Source organism: Rhodosalinus sp. FB01 (genome assembly GCF_041365715.1).
Classification (GTDB): domain Bacteria; phylum Pseudomonadota; class Alphaproteobacteria; order Rhodobacterales; family Rhodobacteraceae; genus Rhodosalinus.
The window spans coordinates 326217-344096 of record NZ_JBGFSH010000002.1 but is presented as its reverse complement, the minus strand read 5'-3'; the positions used below and the strand labels follow the sequence as shown (position 1 = coordinate 344096).

At 70.6% G+C, this 17880-nt stretch carries 17 protein-coding genes; 6 read left to right on the top strand and 11 right to left on the bottom strand.

Features of this window, described 5'->3' with window-relative positions:
- Positions 1-55: 55 nt before the first annotated feature.
- The 3 genes from phnC to phnE (AB6A65_RS04380) are packed head-to-tail and all read left to right on the top strand — an operon-like array spanning position 56 to position 2486.
- Entirely contained in the window at positions 56-877 is an 822-nt protein-coding gene (phnC, locus tag AB6A65_RS04390; RefSeq protein ID WP_371037141.1) for a phosphonate ABC transporter ATP-binding protein, read from the top strand.
- Complete coding sequence (gene phnE / locus AB6A65_RS04385) at positions 874-1677, top strand: phosphonate ABC transporter, permease protein PhnE (RefSeq protein ID WP_371037140.1); 804 nt, start codon at positions 874-876, stop codon at positions 1675-1677. Before phnC ends, phnE (AB6A65_RS04385) begins: the two co-directional genes overlap by 4 nt.
- The gene (gene phnE / locus AB6A65_RS04380) at positions 1674-2486 is read left to right on the top strand and encodes a phosphonate ABC transporter, permease protein PhnE (protein WP_371037139.1); all 813 of its coding nucleotides are present in this window, start codon (positions 1674-1676) and stop codon (positions 2484-2486) included. The genes phnE (AB6A65_RS04385) and phnE (AB6A65_RS04380) overlap by 4 nt, the downstream gene beginning before the upstream one ends.
- On the opposite strand, the gene AB6A65_RS04375 is transcribed toward phnE (AB6A65_RS04380), so the two are convergent.
- The 7 genes from AB6A65_RS04375 to AB6A65_RS04345 all read right to left on the bottom strand — a co-directional run bounded on the left by AB6A65_RS04375 (position 2479) and on the right by AB6A65_RS04345 (position 11101).
- Positions 2479-3354, bottom strand: coding sequence for a transglutaminase-like domain-containing protein (locus AB6A65_RS04375; protein ID WP_371037138.1), 876 nt, complete (start codon positions 3352-3354; stop codon positions 2479-2481). The genes phnE (AB6A65_RS04380) and AB6A65_RS04375 overlap by 8 nt on opposite strands.
- The gene (locus AB6A65_RS04370) at positions 3351-4400 is read right to left on the bottom strand and encodes a permease (RefSeq protein WP_371037137.1); all 1050 of its coding nucleotides are present in this window, start codon (positions 4398-4400) and stop codon (positions 3351-3353) included. The genes AB6A65_RS04375 and AB6A65_RS04370 overlap by 4 nt, the downstream gene beginning before the upstream one ends.
- Before the next feature lie 55 nt (positions 4401-4455).
- Positions 4456-4773, bottom strand: a complete 318-nt coding sequence (locus AB6A65_RS04365; protein WP_371037136.1) for an ArsR/SmtB family transcription factor — start codon at positions 4771-4773, stop codon at positions 4456-4458.
- A 53-nt stretch (positions 4774-4826) separates the two neighbouring features.
- Positions 4827-5834 (bottom strand): ACR3 family arsenite efflux transporter, encoded by a 1008-nt coding sequence (gene arsB / locus AB6A65_RS04360; protein WP_371037135.1) that lies wholly within the window; start codon positions 5832-5834, stop codon positions 4827-4829.
- A gap of 140 nt (positions 5835-5974) precedes the next feature.
- Complete coding sequence (locus AB6A65_RS04355; RefSeq protein ID WP_371037134.1) at positions 5975-8494, bottom strand: cation:proton antiporter; 2520 nt, start codon at positions 8492-8494, stop codon at positions 5975-5977.
- A gap of 257 nt (positions 8495-8751) precedes the next feature.
- A complete protein-coding gene (locus AB6A65_RS04350; protein WP_371037133.1) occupies positions 8752-9606 on the bottom strand; it encodes a universal stress protein in 855 nt (284 codons plus the stop codon).
- 10 nt (positions 9607-9616) lie between these two features.
- Positions 9617-11101: a SulP family inorganic anion transporter gene (locus tag AB6A65_RS04345; protein ID WP_371037132.1), complete on the bottom strand. Its 1485-nt coding sequence runs from the start codon at positions 11099-11101 to the stop codon at positions 9617-9619.
- Between the two features lie 493 nt (positions 11102-11594).
- Here AB6A65_RS04345 and AB6A65_RS04340 point away from each other — a divergent pair, with 493 nt between their 5' ends.
- The 3 genes from AB6A65_RS04340 to cobT all read left to right on the top strand — a co-directional run bounded on the left by AB6A65_RS04340 (position 11595) and on the right by cobT (position 13434).
- Positions 11595-11840 (top strand): hypothetical protein, encoded by a 246-nt coding sequence (locus AB6A65_RS04340; RefSeq protein WP_371037131.1) that lies wholly within the window; start codon positions 11595-11597, stop codon positions 11838-11840.
- Positions 11841-11909: 69 nt separating this feature from the next.
- On the top strand, positions 11910-12434 hold the full coding sequence (gene cobU / locus AB6A65_RS04335; RefSeq protein WP_371037130.1) for a bifunctional adenosylcobinamide kinase/adenosylcobinamide-phosphate guanylyltransferase: 525 nt from the start codon (positions 11910-11912) through the stop codon (positions 12432-12434).
- On the top strand, positions 12418-13434 hold the full coding sequence (gene cobT / locus AB6A65_RS04330; protein WP_371037129.1) for a nicotinate-nucleotide--dimethylbenzimidazole phosphoribosyltransferase: 1017 nt from the start codon (positions 12418-12420) through the stop codon (positions 13432-13434). Before cobU ends, cobT begins: the two co-directional genes overlap by 17 nt.
- Before the next feature lie 12 nt (positions 13435-13446).
- Here cobT and AB6A65_RS04325 read toward each other — a convergent pair whose 3' ends face one another.
- The 4 genes from AB6A65_RS04325 to AB6A65_RS04310 are packed head-to-tail and all read right to left on the bottom strand — an operon-like array spanning position 13447 to position 17867.
- Positions 13447-14205 carry an ABC transporter ATP-binding protein gene (locus tag AB6A65_RS04325; protein ID WP_371037128.1) on the bottom strand — a complete coding sequence of 253 codons (759 nt, stop codon included), beginning with the start codon at positions 14203-14205 and terminating at the stop codon, positions 13447-13449.
- Entirely contained in the window at positions 14202-15185 is a 984-nt protein-coding gene (locus AB6A65_RS04320) for a FecCD family ABC transporter permease (RefSeq protein WP_371037127.1), read from the bottom strand. Before AB6A65_RS04320 ends, AB6A65_RS04325 begins: the two co-directional genes overlap by 4 nt.
- Complete coding sequence (locus AB6A65_RS04315) at positions 15182-16069, bottom strand: ABC transporter substrate-binding protein (protein WP_371037126.1); 888 nt, start codon at positions 16067-16069, stop codon at positions 15182-15184. Before AB6A65_RS04315 ends, AB6A65_RS04320 begins: the two co-directional genes overlap by 4 nt.
- Positions 16044-17867 carry a TonB-dependent receptor plug domain-containing protein gene (locus AB6A65_RS04310; RefSeq protein WP_371037125.1) on the bottom strand — a complete coding sequence of 608 codons (1824 nt, stop codon included), beginning with the start codon at positions 17865-17867 and terminating at the stop codon, positions 16044-16046. The genes AB6A65_RS04315 and AB6A65_RS04310 overlap by 26 nt, the downstream gene beginning before the upstream one ends.
- Between the last annotated feature and the right edge of the window lie 13 nt (positions 17868-17880).

Below are 17880 nucleotides of genomic sequence, written 5' to 3'. Positions count from 1 at the left end.
TGTTCCGGCGCGGGCGGCCCGGCGTCGCCCGCGCCTTGCATTTCGCGGGACCGACATGCTGCACCTCGAGGGGCTTTCCAAGACCTACAGGACAGGCGACGCCGCGCTCGCCGACGTGACGCTGCGCGTGCCGCAAGGGCAGATCATGGGGCTGATCGGGCCGTCCGGGGCCGGCAAGTCCACGCTGATCCGCTGCATCAACCGCCTGGTGGAGCCCAGTGCCGGCAAGGTCATGCTGGGCGACGTCGATCTGGCCCGGCTGGGCAAGGCCGATCTGCGCCGCCAGCGCCGCAGGATCGGCATGATCTTCCAGGAATACGCCCTCGTGGAGCGGCTGACCGTGATGGAGAACGTCCTGTCGGGGCGCCTTGGCTATGTGCCGTTCTGGCGCAGCTTCCTGCGGAAGTATCCGCCCGACGACATCCGGCGCGCCTATCGCCTGCTCGACCGCGTCGGGCTGATGGAACAGGCCGACAAGCGCGCGGACGCCCTGTCGGGCGGGCAGCGCCAGCGCGTCGGCATCGCCCGTGCGCTCGCGCAGGAGCCCGAGCTTCTGCTGGTGGACGAGCCAACCGCCAGCCTCGACCCCAAGACCAGCCGCCAGATCATGCGCCTGCTCACAGAGATCTGCGCCGAACGCGACCTGCCGGCCATCGTCAACATCCACGACGTGCCCCTTGCGCAGCAGTTCATGCAGCGGATCGTGGGGCTGCGCGCGGGCCGCGTGGTGTTCGACGGACCGCCCGCGGAGCTGACCGAGAGCGCGCTGACCAGGATCTACGGCGAGGAAGACTGGAACGCGATGCGGCAGGGCGACGAGGAACAGGCCGAGGCGGAGGCGGAGGCGAAGGCGCGGCTGGAGGCGCTCGCGCAATGAGCGCGCCCTATCCCGCCACCTGGCGCCGTCCGCCGCAGATCGTGAAGGACCGGCGCTGGCGGATCGCGCTGCAGGTCGGCATCGTCGCCTACCTGGTCCTCGCCATCGGCACCGTCGAGGTCAACTGGGAACGCGTGGCCGTCGGTCTGGAACGCGGGCAGCGCTTCGTCATGGGCTTCCTGCAGCCCGATTTCGCCAGCCGCTGGGGCGACATCTCGCGCGGGCTGGTGGAAAGCCTGACGATGACGCTGACGTCCACCGTCGTCGGCGTGGCGATCTCCGTGCCGATCGGCATCGGCGCCGCGCGCAACCTCGCCCCGGCGGCGGTCTACTACGTTTGTCGCGCGATCATCGCGGTGAGCCGCGCGCTGCAGGAGGTGATCATCGCGATCTTCCTCGTCGCGATGTTCGGTTTCGGCCCCTTCGCCGGGTTCCTGACGCTGAGCTTCGCCACCATCGGCTTCATCGCCAAGCTGCTGGCAGACGATATCGAGGAAATCGACGAGGCGCAGGCCGAAGCCATCCGCTCCACCGGCGCCTCTTGGTTTCAGCTGGTCAACTACGCGATCCAGCCGCAGGTGATGCCGCGGCTGATCGGCCTGTCGCTCTACCGCCTCGACATCAATTTCCGCGAAAGCGCGGTGATCGGGATCGTCGGTGCCGGGGGTATCGGCGCCACGCTCAACACCGCCATCGACCGCTACGAATACGACAGCGCCGGGGCGATCCTGCTCATCATCATCGGTATCGTCATGGTCGCCGAATACGGCTCGAGCTATCTGCGGAAGTTCCTGCAATGAGCGAGATCACCCATTACAGCCAGGTCTGGAGATTCCGCACGCCGCGCGCGCGGCTGCTGCTCTGGGCGGGCTGGCTGGCGCTGGTGGCGCTCTTCGTGTGGTGCTGGCAACTGATGACGAAGGACACGATCTGGTTCTTCGTCGCGGATGCGCCGCGCCAGGCCGCCGATATCGGGGGCCGCATGGTGCCGCCCAGGTGGTCCTACATGTCGGAGCTCTGGCTGCCGCTCTGGGACACGATCAACATCGCCACGCTGGGCACCATCGGCGGGGTCGTCATGGCGGTGCCGATCGCCTTCCTCGCGGCCCGCAACACGACGCCCTCCGCGACGATCCTGCGGCCCCTCGCGCTATTCGTCATCGTGGCGTCGCGCTCGATCAACTCGCTGATCTGGGCGCTGCTGCTCGTGGCGATCATCGGGCCCGGGCTGCTGGCCGGCATCGTCGCCATCGCGCTGCGCTCCATCGGCTTCATCGGCAAGCTGCTCTACGAGGCCATCGAGGAGACCGACGCCCGCCAGATCGAGGCGATCGAGGCCACCGGCGCGAGCGGCGCGCAGGTCCTCAACTACGGCATCGTGCCGCAGATCATGCCCGCCTTCTGGGGGATCTCGGTCTTTCGCTGGGACATCAACATCCGCGAAAGCACGATCCTGGGGCTGGTGGGCGCGGGCGGCATCGGGCTGAAGCTTCAGGCCTCGCTCAACACGCTCGCCTGGAGCCAGGTCTCGGTCATCCTGATCCTGATCCTCGGCACCGTGGTGGTCAGCGAATGGGTCTCCGCCCGGATGCGGCACGCCATCATCTGACGCCGGCAAGAGGCCCTTCCGCCGGCGCCCCGCCCGGCGCCCGGGCATCGGCCAGCCGCACGGAGAGCGACAAGCGCCGCACGGCGCCGTCGTGCAGGGCCAGCGGCTCGGACAGCAGTTTCAGCATGGGCGGGATCCGGGGGTCGTCGTAGCTCTGGCCCATGGAATGTCCAAGCGCCACGCGGCGGCCGGGCCGGGGATCGAGCGCGGCCCGCGTGGGTCCAAGCCCGGCCTTCATGTGATGCGCGATGTCCCATTCCAGGACCTCCCCGTCATGGCGCGTGACGACCCAGCAATGCATGTCATGGGTGACGCCGCCGCGATCGGCCGGGAAGAAGTGGCCGTAGACATAGGCGGCCTCGTAGCCGGCCGCGCGCAGGCTCGCGACGAGATAGGTGTTGATGTCCACGCAGGAGCCGGGCGTCGTCCCGCAGGACAGGTAGGGCACGGCGTCCGTGCCGTCGTTGAAGCGGGTCTCGGGATGCGCGTAGTCGAAGCGCGCCTCGGCCTCCGCGACCAGCGCCGCGATGCCGACGTGGCCGCCGCCCGCCCGCGCGGCGATCCCGCGGCTGGCGTCGGCAAGCTCCGCCGCCGCGGCGGTGAAACGGTTGGCGCGCGGGCGGAACGCGGCCTCGGGGTAAGGTTGCCCGGCCGGCGCGGGCGCCACCGCGTAGTCCAGAACGAGCGGACCGCCGGCAGGCCGGAGAAGCGCCGCGCCAAGCCCCAGTTCGGGTTCGCCCAGCACCCGTTCGATACGGCCCCCCGTGACGTCGAGGGCCGTCACTGCGTCGTGGGGGGTCGCGATCCCGACCGGCGCGAGCACAAGCGCGCAGGCGGGCTCTTCCACCGTGACGGTCAGCCGTTTCATGCGAGCGTCCAGAGCTGGAACAGGACGCCCGAGGCGAAGGCGCCGGTGAGCGAAAGCGCGATGTAGAGGGCGAAGACGGGCGGCCGGGCCAGCGCCCAGACCGCCATCGCCGCCGGTATCGAGGTCACGCCCCCCGCCACGAGAAAGGCCATGCCCGCGCCGGGCGCCATGCCCTGCTCGATCAGCCCGCCCACCAGCGGAAGCGCGGCGTAGCCGTTCAGGTAGGCCGGAACGCCCACGAAGGTCGCCGTCACGATCGGCATGAAGCCGTCTCCGCCAAGCGCCGCCGTCACCGTCTCCGCGGGGATCCAGGCGAGCATCAGGCTTTCGAGAAGGAAGGCGAGCGTCAGCCACTTGGCGAGGAACAGCGTCGTGTTGAGCGCGGTCTTGCCGAATTTCGCCCGGCGCTCGCGCTCCTCCCAGAAGCGCCACGCCACGGGTTTCGGCGCGCGCACGCTCGAGCCGCCGCAGCCGCCGTCGCCCACGCCCTCGCGCAGCGGGTTCGAAAGCGCCCCGCCGCGCGCCAGAAGATGCACGACGATCCCGCCGAAGACGCCGAGCCCGATCGCGGCCACGGTCTTGGCGACCGCGAAGTCGAGGTCGAGCACGCCCACGGTCAGCACGAACATCGACGGGTCCATGATCGGAGAGGCCAGCCAGAAGGCCATCACCGCCGAAAGCGGCACGCCCATCGCCAGGAGCGCAGCGATCAGCGGGATCACCCCGCAGGAGCAGAAGGGAGAGATCCCCCCCGCCAGCGCGCCGAGCCCGATCATCAGAAGCGGCGCGCCCGTGAAGGCGCGCGCGATCAGGTTGTCCGCGCCCGTGGCGCCCGCCCACGCGGCGATGGCGATGGACAGGACGAGATAGGGCGCCGTGCGCAGAAGCGCCCCGCCCGCGAAGGCCGCGCTGTCGGCTGCCTGCCCGGGGTCGAGGATGGCCAGCACCGTGAGGATCAGGGCCGAGGCCAGCCAGACACGCTGCGCGCGCCAGATCGTTCCGATCGCGGAGCGCAGCCCCGGTGCGGGAAGGGTCGTGTCGGTCATGTCCATTTCTCCGGGATATTGGTTGTTTTCGACGACAAAAAACCGTGTGGGCGTGTCATGCCGCGCCCTCCGCGGGCTGCATGGTCACGCCGGCACAGCATTCCGAGGTGAGAAACGCCAGCACCTCGTGCATCGCCGGGTAGTCGACCCGGTTGAAGACTTCGCGGCCGCGTTTTTCCTGCACCACGAGCCCGGCATCGACCAGCGTCGAAAGATGATGTGCGAGCGTCGAGGGCGCGAGCCCGAGATGCGCGCCGATATCGCCGACGCGCAGCCCTTCGTCCCCCGCTTTCACGAGCAGGCGGAAGATGGAGAGCCGGGCATCGTGGCCAAGGGCGGCGAGCGCGCGGGCGGTGGGGCTTGTCGTGGTCATGGCGGCAAATATAACCACGATTCCGGTTTTGTCGAGTTCTTTTTCGACGTGGCTCAGGCGAAGCGGGCGCGCGTGCGGTTGGCGAAGGCGACGAGCGACAGCATCACCGGCACCTCGACCAGCACGCCGACCACCGTGGCCAGCGCCGCGCCGGAGTTCAGGCCGAAAAGGCTGATCGCCACGGCGACGGCCAGCTCGAAGAAGTTCGATGTGCCGATCAACGCGCAGGGCGCCGCGATCCGGTGTGGCACGCGCAGCGCCCAGGCGGCGGCATAGGCCAGCGCGAAGATGCCGTAGGACTGGATCAGGATCGGTGTCGCGATCAGCGCGATGACCTGCGGGCGGTCGAGGATCACCTGGCCCTGCAGCCCGAAAAGGATCACCACCGTCATGATCAGGCCCAGGATGGACCAGGGCTTGATGCGGTCGCGGAACGCCTCGATCCGCGCGGCGCTGCCCAGGCGCGCGCGCGTCCAGATGCCCGCCGCGAGCGGCAATGCGACGAACAGGATCACCGACAGCACCAGCGTCTCCCACGGCACCTCGATGTCGGTGACACCCAGCAGCACGGCGACGATCGGCGCGAAGGCGAAGACCATCACGATGTCGTTCACGCTCACCTGAAGAAGCGTGTAGCCTTCGTCGCCCCGCGTGAGCTGCGACCAGACGAAGACCATCGCCGTGCAGGGCGCGGCGCCGAGGAGGATCAGCCCGGCGATGTATTGCTCCGCGTCCGCGGGCGCGATCAGGTCCGCGAACACGACCTCGAAGAACAGCACCGCCAGCGCGGCCATCGTGAAGGGCTTGACCAGCCAGTTGACGGCAAGCGTGATGGCAAGGCCCCGCGGCTGCTTCAGCACGTCCTTCAGGCTGCCCGGATCGACGCCGACCATCATCGGATAGACCATCGCCCAGATCAGCACGGCGACGACCAGGTTCACGCGGGCCAGCTCGGCCGCCGCGATGGCCTCGACCAGCGCCGGGACCGTGCTGCCGATGGCGATCCCGGCGACCATCGCCAGCGCGATCCAGAGAGAGAGGTAGCGTTCGAAACTGCCCATGCCCTCCGGATAGGCGATCCGTGACGGGCTGTCGACACGTCGCCGGATCGGGTGAGAACGGGACGCGATCCGGCGGGCTCCGGGTGATCGGGAAGGCAAGCGTCAGGAACGCCACCACCAGAGGCCGCGGCGAAAGTCCGTCAGGTCGCCCGCGACCGCGAATGTTCCGAGAAAAGTGCGTCGGGCGCGATCCCGCGCTTTTCCGCGCTTGCCCGCACCGCGTCCTGCAAGGCGGTGCTGCGGGACAGCAGGCGCCGGAAGCGTTCCTCGTCGAGGACCAGAAGCGTCGACGGTGCGATGGCCCGCACCTCGGCACGGCGCGCCTTGTTCATCAGGATCGCCATCTGCCCGAACATCTCGCCCCGGCCCAGCCGCCAGGTCTGGCCCGCGCTTTCGAGTTCCACGGCGCCCGACGCGATGAAGAACACGCTCTTGGCGGCGCTGTCCTTGTGGATGATCGTCTCGCCCGCATTCACGTAGCGCGTCTTCAGCGCGCGCCCGAGCCGGCGCAGGCCCGCGTCGTCGAGATCGGCGAAAAGCGGAAACTGCCTGAAAAGCTCCGAGCGCTGCAACGCGATGTCGAGGCGCGGTCGTTCCTCCGCCGCCGTGCGCCGCAGCGTGAGCCCCTGCATCAGCGCGGTGAAGACCTCGGCGCCGATCAGCCCGTCCTCGCGCATGGCGGTGTATTCCCGTTCCTCGAGGCGAAGCGCGGTGCGCCGGATGAAACGCCGTTCCAGCTTTTCGGCATAGCCGGGGTATTGCAGGCGCAGCCCTTCCAGCGCCGTCTCCACGGCCTCGATCCGCCGCGACAGCAACTCGTGCAGCAGTTCCGCGACCCGCCGTCCGTGGATGCGCCGGATGCGGCCGTCGATGAAGGCCCCGAGGTCGCGCAGGATGAGGCGCTGCGCCAGCAGCGCCTCGAACCGGTCGGCCGTCATGCGGGCCAAGGGCCAGGACACGTCCAGCCGGCTGTTGAGCACCACCGCCGCGCGGAACGCGCGCCCGTAGGCGATGCTGCGGCGCGCCGCGCGCTGATAGCCGCTGCGCCCGCCCGAGCGGGCGTTCTCGATCAGCCTTTCCGCATCCGACAGAAGCTGGTCGGCCATGCGGGCGGAGATCGTGCGCTCGCGCACCCGCGCGAGGATCGTGTCGCGTTCGAACCCGGCCAGCGCGATCAGTCCCAGCGTGATGCGGTCGCGGTCGAGGATGTCGGCGCTGGCCTCCGCCATCTTCACCGCCTGGTCCAGCCTGTCGCCGAATCGCTTGGCCTCCGAGCGCACGATCTTGCGGGTGAGGTCGTAATTGTCGGTGGTGCGCGCCACGTCCTCGCGGACGGTCTGAAGCGCGACGGCCACGACCTGCCGCGACAGCGCCTCGTCGATGGGCGACAGGCGATCGAGGCCGAGCCGGGCGATCACGGCGCGCAGCGTGGTGCCCTGCACGATCAGCGTGAAGAGCGTGAAGCCCGTGGCGAGGATGCCCACCACACGCTTCACCTCCACCGGGACGCGGAAGCTTTCGGTCACGGCGAGGGCGAGGGCCAGTGTCACCGCGCCTCGCAAGCCGCCCCAGAGGATCGCGGCCCGGTAAGGACGCTCGACCTGCGGCGAAAGGCGCAGCAGGGTGAGCGCCGGCAGCAGCACGAAAAGGATGACCGCCCGCGCCGCGATGGCGGCAAGGATCACCACCCCGATCAGGACGAAGTCCTCGACGCGGACCTCTTCCAGCAGGCGCGGGATCAGCAGCGCGGCGAGAATGAAGATCAGCGCCCCCGCCCAGTGCGCGAGCAGGTCCCAGACCTCGCGCAGGTTCGCCCACGCCTGCGGCGGCAGGCGGCCCGGCCCGGCCAGGTTCAGCGTCAGCCCCGCCGCGACGACCGCGATGACGCCCGAGGCGCCGATGCTCTGTTCCGCGCCGATATAGGCGAGATAGGGCAGCGAGACGGAGATCGAGATCTGCGCGAGTTCATGGCGGCTGAAGAGCGCCATCACCCACCCCGCGACGCGCGCCGCCAGCCAGCCCGTCAGCACGCCGCCCAGGATCAGCATCGGAAATCGGGCGAGCGCGTCGCGCAGGCTGGGATCGGGCACGCCCAGCATCACGAAGCCCATGAACAGGCCGAAGAGAGCGATCGCGGCGGCGTCGTTGAGCAGGCTTTCCCCCTCGATGATCCGCGCGAGCCGCCGCGGCGCCGAGATCGAGCGGAAGATCGACACCACCGCGGAAGGATCCGTCGTGGACACGATCGCCCCGATCAGCAGGCACGCCGCGAGCGGCAGCGTGCTCGTCCACGACAGCGCGTACCCCACGCTCAGCGTCGCCACGACCACCGCGACCACGGCAAGCACGAGGATGGGCACCCAGTCGTCCAGCATCCGGCGCAGGTTCATCCCCAGCGTGGCCTGGAAGAGCAGCGTGGGCAGGAAGACGTAGAGAAAGACATTCGACCGGATCGGCAGGCCGAGGATCGCCTCGGCCACCGGGTTCAACGCATCGGTGAGTTCGGTGCGCAGGAAAAAGGTCGCGCCGGCCCCGATCAGCACGCCGAGCACGGCGAGGATCACGCTGTAAGGCAGGCGCAGCCGCGCGGCCAGCGGCTCCGCCATGCCGATGACGAGGAACAGCGACGCGATGATCGTGGTGACGAGAACGATGTCCATGGCTTGAAATAACCGGAAAATCCGGGATGGGGAATTGCCGCTGCGTGCCATCGGACGCCGGGGCCGCGGCCCGCGCATGGCGGGCTTTGAGGGCGAGAGGATCCTTCGGCCCTGTGCCGCCGCGCCGCCATGGCGCCTTCAAAACCGCGGGGTGCCACCTTTCGCGCGCCCGCGGCGGCTGTCGGGGCCTTGCCGCTCGATCCTCGCGTCCCGGAACCGCCGCGGCGCCGCGTGGCGCTACCGCGCCTCGGCGGCGCTCAGCGCATCAGCACCACCGGCACCTTGCACGAGCGGATCATTTCGGTCGTGGTCGAACCGATGACGAGGGTCCGGATCCGGGAGTGGCCGTAGGCGCCCATCACCAGCAGGTCGATGCCCTCGCCGTCCACGAATTCGCCCAGCGCCTTGCCGGGCTGGCCGTCCAGCACGCGCGTCTCGGCCACATGGCCGCCCGCGTCGAGCGTGGCCCGCGCGCTGGCCAGCGCGCGGCGCATTTCCTCGTTGTCCGCGCCCACGGTGGCCACCACCACGTCGAGCCCGGTGAACAGGGGATCGCGCGCGACGTGATCCACCGCCTTCATCGCAGACACGCCGCCGTCATAGGCGATCAGCACCCGCTTGATAGGGCGGAAGGCGCGGTTGGCGACGAAGACGGGCTTCTGGCTGGCGCGGACGATCCGCTCGAAATTCGAGCCGAGATGCGTCTTCTCGAGGCCCGCCGCCTCGCCGCGCTTGCCGATCAGGATCATGTCGACCGCGCCCTCCTTGGCCACGACCGTATCGACGATGTCGTCGTGGCGCAGGCGCGTGACCGCGTCGCCGACGCCCTCGGCCTCGACCAGCGCCTTCGCGTCCTCGAGGATCGCGCGGCCCTGCGCCTGGGCGAGTTTCGCGTGCTGCTCGTCGAGCGCGGTGAGCTTTTCGAGCAGGTTCGAACGCGCCCCCAGCCTGATCGAGCCGGAGAGGTCGCGCTTGCTGCGCGCGCGGCGCGGGTCGAGCACGTGGTAGAGCTTGACCTGCGCGCCGGTGCGCGACGCGATCCACGCGGCGTGGCGGCAGACGCTCTCGGAATAGGCCGACCCGTCGACCAGCGCCATCAGAACTGCGGTCATGCGCTTCCCCTCAATGCCCCATCAGCTTGTCCATCGCGCCCGGCTTGTCGTGCATGGCGAGCCGGTCGACGATGGTTTCGGACGCCTGGTTCATGCCGACGATCTCGACCTCGGCGCCCTCGCGCCGGAACTTGAGCACGGCCATGTCCAGCGCGGCCACCGACGAGATGTCCCAGATATGGGCGCGGCTGACATCGATGGTGACCCGTTCCAGCGCCTCCCGGAAATCGAACGAGGCCATGAAATCCTCGACCGAGGCGTAGAAGAGCTGCCCCTCGACGACATAGGTGCGCGCGCGCCCGTCCGGCGAGATCTCGGAGGTGACGCGGAAGATCTGGGCGATCTTGCCGGCGAAGAAAATGCCCGACAGCAGCACGCCCACCAGAACCCCGATGGCGAGGTTGTGGGTGTAGACCGTCACCACCACGGTGGCGAGCATCACGACCGAGGACGAGCGCGGATGATCGCGCAGGTTCCTGATCGACGACCATGAGAACGTGCCGATCGAGACCATGATCATGATCGCCACCAGCGCCGGCATCGGGATCCGGGCCACCACATCGCCGAGCGCGACGATCATGAACAGCAGCACCGCGCCGGCCGTGAAGGTCGAAAGCCGCCCGCGACCGCCCGATTTCACGTTGATGATCGACTGGCCGATCATCGCGCAGCCGGCCATGCCGCCGATGAAGCCGGTGGCGGTGTTGGCGACGCCCTGACCGATGCATTCCTGGTTCCGGTCGCTTGCGGTGTCGGTCAGGTCGTCGACGATGGTCTGCGTCATCAGGCTTTCCAGCAGCCCGACCGCGGCGACCGCCAGCGAATAGGGCAGGATGATCTGCAACGTCTCGAGGCTCAGCGGGATGTCGGGGATCAGGAAGACGGGCAGCGTGTCGGGCAGATCGCCCATGTCGCCCACCGTGCGCACGTCGAGCCCCAGGGCCATCGCCGCCGCCGTCAGCACGACGATGGTCACCAGCGGCGAGGGCAGCGCCGTGGTCAGCATCGGGAAGAGGTAGATGATGGCGAGGCCGGCGGCCACCATGGCGTAGGTCACCCACGTCACGCCGGTGAGTTCCGGGATCTGCGCGAGGAAGATCAGGATGGCGAGCGCGTTGACAAAGCCCGTGATGACCGAGCGCGAGACGAAGCGCATGAGCTGCCCCAGCCGCGCGAGCCCGGCGGCGATCTGGATGAGCCCCGCGAGCACGGTCGCGGCCAGTAGGTATTGCAGCCCGTGCTCCTTCACCAGCGTGACCATCAGCACGGCGGTCGCCGCCGTCGCCGCGGAGATCATGCCCGGCCGGCCGCCCGTGATCGCGACGATCACCGCGATCGAGAAGGAGGCGTAAAGCCCCACCTTGGGATCCAAGCCCGCGATGATCGAGAATGCGATCGCCTCGGGGATGAGCGCCAGTGCGACGACGAGGCCGGCGAGGATGTCGCCGCGGATGTTCCCGATCCACTGGTCACGGTAAGCGTAGAGCGCGTTCATGGTCACCCCGTTGGCGGGTCGTGGTGACGCGCTGTGTCGGCGCGCCCGGGATCGTCGGCGATGCTCCGGCAAGGGGTCGTGGCGCACGGCCGACCCGGGCGGGTTGCGCGCGTCATACAGGAATTCTGGTCGCGTGCAACCGCTCGGCCGAATCCGGCGCGAACGGGGTCGCGTCTTCGGCCACGAGCCTCTCCGGCGTCATGTCGGCGCCTATCCGGCACTTCGGCTGAACGAATGCCACCGAACTGGGCGGGACCCGATCATGCACGGGCCGGCCGCGGCTTTCGGCCGCCTCCTCGCGTGCGCGGCACCAGGCGCGGCGCGGCAAAAGGCGCGGCTCGTGGATTGTTTCGCGGGCTTGCTTAATTTTCCGTTTTCGCGTGCTGGCAGGACTCTTCGCGGTCAATGACTCACTAATATCAGCTTTCCGCCAAACCAGTTCGCGCCCTGTCGTCCAGACCCGTGGCATCACGAGTGAACAAGGAGAGTAACGGTGAAAACTGTTTTGCTTATGCTGCACAAGGTTTTGCTGACGGGGATACTGGTCGTGATCCTCGGTGACACGGCGATCAACCTGCTGCTCGACATGCCGCGCGAAAGCCTCGCCTCGCGGGCCGCGTGGCTCGGTCTCGGGGGGGTCGCGCTCTACCTCCAGGGCGCGCTCCTCTGGATGGTCTGGGGACAGGAGCCGCGGCGCGCCCGTCATGATTGGGCGCGGGCGCAGGACGCGCCCGGCTGAACGCCCCGCGCCGACCGTCCGGCAAAGCGGCTCTTCCCTTCGCCGCGCGGCTCTGCTTTCTGCCCTGGCATGGCGACGAAGATTCTCGTGACAGGTGGCGCGCGGTCCGGCAAGACCGGCCTGGCCGAAAGGCTGGCGCTTCGCCTCGGGCGGGGTCCCGTCTACATCGCCACCGCCGAGGCGCGCGACGCCGAGATGGCGGACCGAATCGCCGCCCATCGCGCCGGGCGCGGGGACGGCTGGCGCACGCTCGAGGCGCCGTTGGCGCTGGCGGCCGCGCTCGACAACAGCGACGGCGCCGGGCCGCGCCTCGTGGATTGCCTGACGCTCTGGCTCAGCAATCTCGTCCTCGGCGGGCGCGACTGGCGCGCCGAGGCCGAGGCGCTGGCCGATACCCTCGCGCGGCAGCGCGCGCCGGTCGTGCTGGTGACCAACGAGGTGGGCGCCGGGATCGTGCCGGAGAACGCGCTCGCGCGGCAATTCCGCGACGCGGCGGGCTGGCTCAACCAGCGGGTCGCGGCCGAGGCGGACGAAGTCTGGCTCTCCGTCGCGGGCTGCCCCCTGAGGCTGAAACCCAATGACCGCGATCCCTGATCCCGCGCGGCTGGACGATCTGGCCGCCCATGCCGGCGCGCTGCCCGGCTTCGACGACGCGGCGGCCCGCGCCGCCGCCGCCCGTCAGGCCAGCCTGACGAAGCCGCCCGGCTCGCTCGGCCGGCTGGAAGAGATCGCGGTCTTCGTCGCGGGCTGGCGTGGCGATCCGCGCCCCCGGCTCGAGACGGCGCAGGCGCTCGTCTTCGCGGGCAATCACGGGATCTGCGCGCAGGGCGTCAATCCCTTCCCCCAGGCGGTAACGGCCCAGATGGTCGCCAATTTCCAGGCGGGGGGCGCGGCGATCAACCAGATCTGCCGGGTCACGGGGGCGGCGCTCGCCGTGGTGGCGCTCGACCTCGACCGCCCGACCGGCGATTTCACCCAAGGCCCGGCGATGGGCGAGGACGAGACGCTCGACGCCATGCGCCAAGGCGCGGCGGCGGTCGATCCGGATGCGGACATCCTCGTGCTGGGCGAGATGGGCATCGGCAATTCCACCGTCGCGGCGGCGCTTGCCGCGGCCGTCTTCGGCGGCCCGGCGGAAGGCTGGGTGGGTGCCGGCACCGGTGCGGACGATGCCGTGCGGGCGCGGAACCTCGCGGCGGTCGAGGCAGGGCTCGCCCGCCACGCGGGAACAAGGGGCCTGCACTGGCTCGCCCGGATCGGCGGGCGCGAACAGGCGGCGATCTGCGGGGCGGTGCTGGAGGCGCGCGCGCGGCGGATTCCCGTGCTGCTGGACGGGTTCATCTGCCCCGCCGCCACGGCCCCGCTTCCCGCGGCGGCGCCCGGCGCGCTCGATCACTGCCTCGCGGGTCATGTCAGCCGGGAACCGGGGCACCGCCGCCTTCTCGACGCGATGGGCCGGCGCCCGGTGCTCGACTTCGACATGGCGCTGGGCGAGGGCTCGGGCGCGGCGCTGGCGCTCGGGGTGGTCCGCGCGGCGCTGGCCTGCCATGACGGGATGGCGACCTTCGCGGAGGCGGGCGTCGCGGGCGGCTGAAAGCTGCGGTCCCTAGCCGATCACGTCGAGCGCCTGGAAGACCGGGCCCGCCGCCGTGGTCTCGAAGAAGCCGCGCACATGGAACACCTCGGCAAGGCGGGCAGGTGTCAGCACTTCGCCGGGCGGCCCGTCCGCGGCTACCTGCCCGCCGTCGAGCAGCACGAGCCGGGTGCAGTGGCGCGCGGCCAGACCCAGATCGTGGATCGACACGAGCGCCGCGCGCCCGTCTTCCGCGATCCGCGCGAAGCTTTTCATGGTGGAGATCTGGTGCGCGGGATCGAGCCCCGCGATGGGCTCGTCGGCCACGATGAGGGGCGTATCCTGGGCAAGCGCCCGGGCGATCAGCGCGCGCGCCTGCTCGCCGCCCGACAGCCGCGTGGCGGTGCGGTGGCGGAACGACCCGAGGCCCATGGCGGCAAGCGCCCGCTCCACCGCCGCGATGTCGCCCTCCGACGGGCGCTGGCCACCGGCCATGTGGGGGATCCGGCCGAGCATCACCAGCGTCTCCACGCTGACGGGCCAGGCGATCTCGCGCGCCTGGGGCATCCAGGCCGCGGCCCGGGCGCGGGCGCGCGGCGGCAAGGCGGCAAGGCTGCTGTGGCCGCGGGCGGGCAGCAGGCCGAGCGCCGCGCGCATCAGCGTCGTCTTGCCCGCGCCGTTGGGGCCGATCAGCCCCACGACCTCTCCGGGGCCGATGTCGAGGGTGACGCCCGCCAGCACGTCGCGCCCGCGCAGCCGCACCGAGAGATCCGACAGCGACAGCAGGCTCATCCCATCTCCCTTCGCGTCCGGTAGATGAGATGCAGGAAGAGCGGCGCGCCCACGAGCGCGGTCAGCACCCCGAGTATCAGGTCACGCTCGGGCAGGACGAGGCGCACCGCGATGTCGGCGGCGAGCACCATGGCTGCCCCGCCGAGCGCCGAGGCCCACAGAAGCCGCGAGGGCCGCGCGCCCACGAGCGGGCGCAGAAGATGTGGCACCACGAGGCCCACGAAGCCGATGGTGCCCGCCACCGCGGTCGCCGCGCCCACCGCGCTCGCCGGGCCGAGGACGAGCGCGGCCTGAAGCCGCCCGAGCCGGATGCCGAGCGCGCCCGCCGCGTCCTCGCCCAGCGTGAGCGCGTCGAGCCCCCGCCCCATCGTCATCAGAAGCGCCCAACCGAGCGCGGTGAAGGGCAGCGCGACCCAGACATCGCTCATCGAGCGGTCGGCGAGCGAGCCCATCATCCAGAAGACGATCTCGCTCGCCGCGAAGGGGTTGGGCGAGAGGTTGAGCACCAGCGAGGTGAGCGCGGCGGCGAGCGCCGAGATCGCGATGCCGGCGAGGATGAGCGTGAGCGAGGTGCCGCGCGGGCCCGCGAGCGCGACGACGAGAAGCACGGCGGCGAGCGCCCCGGCGAGCGCGGTGGCGGGCAGGCCGAGCGCCCAGCTCGCCGCGAGGCCCGTCTGAAGCGCGATCACCGCGCCGAGCGCCGCGGCGCCCGAGACGCCGATGAGCCCCGGCTCTGCCAGCGGGTTGCGCAGGTAGCCCTGCATGGCCGCGCCCGCGAGGCCGAGGCGCGCCCCCACGATGGCGGCGAGGAGCGCGCGGGGCAGGCGGATCTCGCGCATCACGAGGGTGAGCGGGCCGGCATCGCCCGCGACGAGGGCGCGAAGGCTTTCGCCCGCGCCCACGCCCGCCGGCCCGATGGTGAGCGAGCCCAGAAAGAGGGCCGTGACGAGCGCACCGAGAAGAAGCGCGAGGCGCGTCACTCCGCCCCCCCCGGCGGCAGGGTGCGGCGCAGCTCGGCCAGCGACTCGATGGCCGCCAGCACATGCGGCGTGCCGCAGATCCAGTCGCGGTCGGCGAAGGCGCCCGCGGCACGGCCCTCGCGCAGGGCGCGCACCCCCGGATGGTCGAGGATATCCTCGGCGCGCGAGGCGCCGGGATAGGGCCGGGCGGTCACGACGGCCTCAGGCGCGGCCAGCGCCAGCACCTCGAGCGGCATCCGCCCGCCCGCCGAGAGGCCGGCCGCCTCGGCCACGTTTTCGAAGCCGGCGGCGGCGAGGATCTCGCCGGCCAGCGAGCGGTCGCCCGCCGTGTAGCCGTTGGCGTAGTAGAGCGCCGCGCTTGGCCGGCGCGAAACGGACTCGCGCAGCGCGGCGCGGCGCGCGTCGAAGATCGCGACCGCGCGCGCGGCGGCCTCTTCCTGTCCCAGCGCCGCGCCCATCTCGACCATCCGGGTCCGCACGTCGTCGAGAGAGAGCGCGGGATCGAACACGACGACCGGAATCCCGAGGCGGCGAAGCATGGCGACCGTGGGCTGGGCCGTGTAGCGCCCGGCGAGCACGAGGTCGGGCCGCATGAGGTAGATGTCCTCCGCGGCGCCGCGGTTCGAAGGGAAGGCGGCCGCCTCTTCGGCCATGGCGGAGACGCGCGGATCGGTGGCGAGGTTCGTCACCGAGTGGAGCTGCCCCGGCGCCGCGAGCATCATGGCGAGCTGGTCGGTGCAGAGGTTGATCGAGACGACGCGGGCGGGCGGCGCCTCGTCCGCGCCGCCCGGGCCCGCCGCCGCGACGGACAGCCCGAGCCAGAGCCCGAGCGCCGCCGCGGCGCGCCGGAGCCGCCGATCAGAACGACGCGCGCAGCCCGACATAGATCCCCCGGCCCGGCATGTTGTAGCCGCCCACCGTCTCGTAATCCTCGTCGAAGAGGTTCTCGACGCGCAGATAGGCCTCCGCCGTGTCGGTCACCGCGTAGGAAAAGCCCAGGTTGGCCAGCGTGTAGTCGCCCACGTCGTTGTTCGGCGGCGCGAAGGCGCTGGGCTCCACGTCGGCCACGCGCTGCACGTCGAAGGTGCCGCGAAGGCGGTCGGTGAAATCGACGTCCACCCCGAGGGTGAGGTCGTGGCGCGGCACGAGCGCGAGCCGCGTGCCGTCGGTTTCCGCGTCCGTCAGGGTATAGGCGCCGAAGACGGCCACGCGGTCGGTGTAGGCGTAGCGCCCCTCGATCTCCAGCCCTTTGCTGACCGTGGTGCCGGGAACCTGGTTGTAGCATCCGAAGCCGCTGCCGCAGGCCGTGGCGGCGCCGTCGAAGCCGATCAGGTCGTCGATCTCGGCGTAGAAGGCCGTCGCCTGCACGAAGCGCTCCTCGCCGAAGCGCCGCTCGACGCCAAGCTCCACGCTGCGGCTTTTCTCGACCTTCAGGGTCGGATCCCCCGCGGCGCTGAACCGCTCGAAGAGCGACGGCGCGCGAAATCCGGTGCCGACCACGGCGCGGACCGTCGTGTCCGGCCGCGCGCGCCAGGCGAGCGCGACGCGCCCGGAGGTATTGCCGCCGAAATCGTCGTTGTCGTCGTAGCGCAGCGAAACCGCGACATCGAGGTCGTCCCGCGGACGGAAGATCGCCTCGGCCAGCGCCGAGGTCGTCACCGAAGAGCCCGCGTCGAAATCGGTCTCGTACTCCTCCTCGGTGCGGTCGAGCCCGAAGCTGAGCGTGGTCCCGCCCGACAGCTCGGTCGTGCCGAGATAGGAAAGCTGGTCGCGGTCGCCGTCGAACGCTTTGATCACGCCGCCCGGGTCGCGGCGTTCCGCGCGGAAGGTCGAATAGCTGAAGGTGTGATCCACGCCGAAGGCCGCGATTTCCGCGAAGACGCGCGCGCCGGTCTGCTCCAGGAAATTGGTGCCGCTGTTGTCGGTGGTCGAGCGGTCGATTTCCGCCTCGGCGTCACGGTGGAAGGCGGAGAACCCGAGCACGACACCCTCGCCCACCTCGTAATCGCCCGAGAGCGACAGGAACGTCTCCTCGTAGCCGTCGTCCTCCGAATCGCCCGCGCGGGCCGAGATGCCGTCGGTCTCGGTGCGCGCGAGGTTGAAGGCGAGCGCGCCGCGCTCGCCGCGGGTGGCCACCCCGACCGAGCCCCGCGCCGTGCCGAAACTGCCGCCCTCGGCGAAGCCCTTGACGAAGGTGCCGGGCTCGCTCGCGCGGAAGGTGGTCACGTCCACCACGCCCGCGATCGCCTCGGAGCCGTAAAGCGCCGATTGCGAGCCCCTCACCACCTCGACGCGTTGCAGGCCCGCGCTGGTCAGGCCGCCGAAGTCGAAGCCGAGCTGAACCGCCGACGGGTCGCTCACGTCGATGCCGTCGATGCGCACGCCGACATAGGCGCTGCCGAGGCCGCGAATCCGCACGGTGCTGGCGCTGCCGAGGCCGCCGTTGGAGGAAAAGGACACGCCGGGAATGCGATCGAGCGTGCGCTCGAGCGTCAGCGGCGCCTCGTCGAGCGCCTCTTCGTCGAGGACGTCGACGATGGCGCCGGTGCGGTTGACCTCTTGCGGGACGAGCGCGCCGGAAACGACGATCTCCCCAAGATCGAAGCTTTCCTGGGCCAGGGCCTGGGAGGCGGAAAGAAGCGCCGCGACGGCGGCGGATGCGGAGAGTGGAAGGCGGGTCATGGATCTGTCCCTT